Origin of the sequence: Desulfonatronum zhilinae, assembly GCF_900182865.1 — a bacterium.
GTDB lineage: Bacteria > Desulfobacterota > Desulfovibrionia > Desulfovibrionales > Desulfonatronaceae > Desulfonatronum > Desulfonatronum lacustre.
On record NZ_FXUJ01000072.1, the window covers coordinates 1 to 2,435 of the forward strand.

A 2,435-nucleotide genomic window follows, 5' to 3' on the forward strand; every position below is an offset into this window, starting at 1 on the left:
TTCTAAAAAAGAAGAGGCCGGAAGGAACATTCAGTTCTTTCCGGCTTCTCTGTTTGTAAGCTCCAGCCCTTCACCCCACCGAGCAACAAACCCATCCCCTTGACCTTCTCCCCAGGCTTCCAACAATAATCAGGCACCTTCCTTACTGGCAACGGCTTGTAGCCGGACCCTGGCCCTCTCGGTTCTCGAACGAACACCGGGAGGGCTTTCCATTTGCCCTGGTATCGGCGAGAGCAAAGTCGGATTCTAAATCCGACTTTGGACGGACTTCACCAAGACCCGATCCCGATCATTTTGCAATCGGCTACGGTCCGATTTCAAATCGGAGCGTGGTGTGTCTCGGTACAGATCAGATTGACGCGGCGATTTGAAATCACCGCGTCAGGCAGGGCCATGCCGAAAATGCGGTAAACAGGTAAACACCTGCCTTACCTCTACCTGCGCCTCAGAGGCTTTTACTCACGATTCAAGTCGTTTGCGTAATTATCCCGCAGCAGATTCACGGTCAGGAGGTGTTTACCTGTAACCCCCTGCTTCCGTAGCCAGGAAAACACCTAAAGCCTGTAACTACGCGGCCTGAGCCTGGGTGTTTACCTGTTTTCCCTTTTCGGGGGGCATGACTTCCCCTTCACCACTGACTTATGCCACCGCCGCCACCGCGTCCAAGCTCAGAGGCTCGAAAAGCCCTACAGCGCATAGTCACAGGCCAGACCGGCATCTTTGCGTGGATCAGCCAGCAATCCGGACACTTATTTTCTAATAATCACGGCGGATATCGATAGGTGTCCGGGGTTCCGGCCATTTCAGGGCATTGGCCCTGGCCCTGTGCTGCCTACTACACTGTAAAACACCCGGAAACCCGGACAGCCTCCCCTACATGCCTGAAATCCTGTCTAAATGGGTGTCCGGATTCGCTGGATGCTTCATCAGATACGAGAACTGCCTGTGATTACCGAATTGAGTTTGCATTGGTGTCCCGGAACTCCCTGATGATGAGATATTTAAGTGGTACAGTGAATGTGACACTTGCTTAACCATCCAGAATGAATTGCTTGTTTTTGGTGATCGCATCATTATGCCCACGGCGACACGGAGGAGGCTTTGCGCCTTTCACCCTGAATTGATGGATTACGTAAGCAGTTAAGCGGTTTTGGACTGTCTATTCCCGCCACAGCCTGCCCCTCTGGCCCTCTTGCGACCTAAAAAAAAAGAAAAGCCGGGGCAGCAGAACCACCCCGGCCTTCGCATCCATATTCATTCCCGTCACCATCACCTCCTTCAACGCTCGACTACGATATTCCTCAAAGTCCCTCGGTTCCAGCCTTCCCTGCCACTCAACGTCGGAACCCCTGCATCATTCAATACCTCGGCCAGAGCGGCATAACTCTGCTCCGGCCCTTTCCGCCGCTCACTCAGCACCCACTGCCGAACAGCGTTCTTGTCGGGCTTTCCCTCATGGACTGAGTTCTTCACGAATTCGAGATCGGCATGGGAATAGGCCGGTTCCATCTTTACCTGAATGGCTTCGAGGTCCAACTCAGTGGCCATGGGCTTCCCTTCAACCCCAAGATCGGTTTCGATCTTCTCCAGCCGGGCCAGCAATTCGTAGGAGAATTTGTAGAATTGGGTGAGGGCAGAGTTCATCTGCGGCAGCAGCTCGCTGACCTCGGAGAGGATGCGGGATTCGAGGCGGGATAGGGAGTGGTCAAGCATGTCTTGGATCGTTTCGAGGTCTGGGCCGGGTTGGACGGGTTGGATTGGTTGTGGCTGGGTGGGCTCTGTCTCTTTGGCTTCTACTGATTGGTCAGAGCCAGTGGCTTTCACATCCTCCTGGTCGTCTTCATAGTGGCCCGTTACAATTGACGACGAGCATTGATCAGACAGGCAGTCATCCAGACAGTCAGTCAGACCGTCAGACCGACAGTCAGTCCGATCATCAGACAGTCCGACATCCAGACAGTCAGACAGTAAGACAGACCGTCCGACAGTCAGACCGACAGACCGACAGATATCCAGACCGACGGTCAGACCGTCAGACAGACAGTCAGACAGATCATCAGATCGGAACAGTTCCGGGGACTCCCGCCGCCAGTTTTTGAGGTATTCGATCATCTCGTCATTCGTCTTTCCTTCGTCACGAAGTTCCAAGAGTTTTGAGAAAATCTGAATGTTGATAGGGAGATATTTGACCTTTCGTCCCCTGTACTTGATCACCAGATGGTCCTCGAACAGATCCTTGTAGACGTATAGGGTCTTGTAGTTCACCCCCAACTCATCAGCAATTTCCTTCAGCGTATACAGCTGTTTCTCACTCATATCACAAACCTCCTTGGCACTGCCACCGGCACATCACCGGCCCAGCACCAGATTTGACATCACGCCGCATGCCCTCAGCACCAAAAACCTTGGTACAAGCATCAAGCGGCAACGAAAAA

1 protein-coding gene is annotated in these 2,435 nt (G+C 53.1%); it reads right to left on the reverse strand.

Going from position 1 to position 2,435, the window contains the following annotated elements; translation table 11 throughout:
* Positions 1–1,278: 1,278 nt before the first annotated feature.
* On the reverse strand, positions 1,279–2,316 hold the full coding sequence (locus AC559A_RS18970; RefSeq protein WP_498819258.1) for a MerR family transcriptional regulator: 1,038 nt from the start codon (positions 2,314–2,316) through the stop codon (positions 1,279–1,281).
* Between the last annotated feature and the right edge of the window lie 119 nt (positions 2,317–2,435).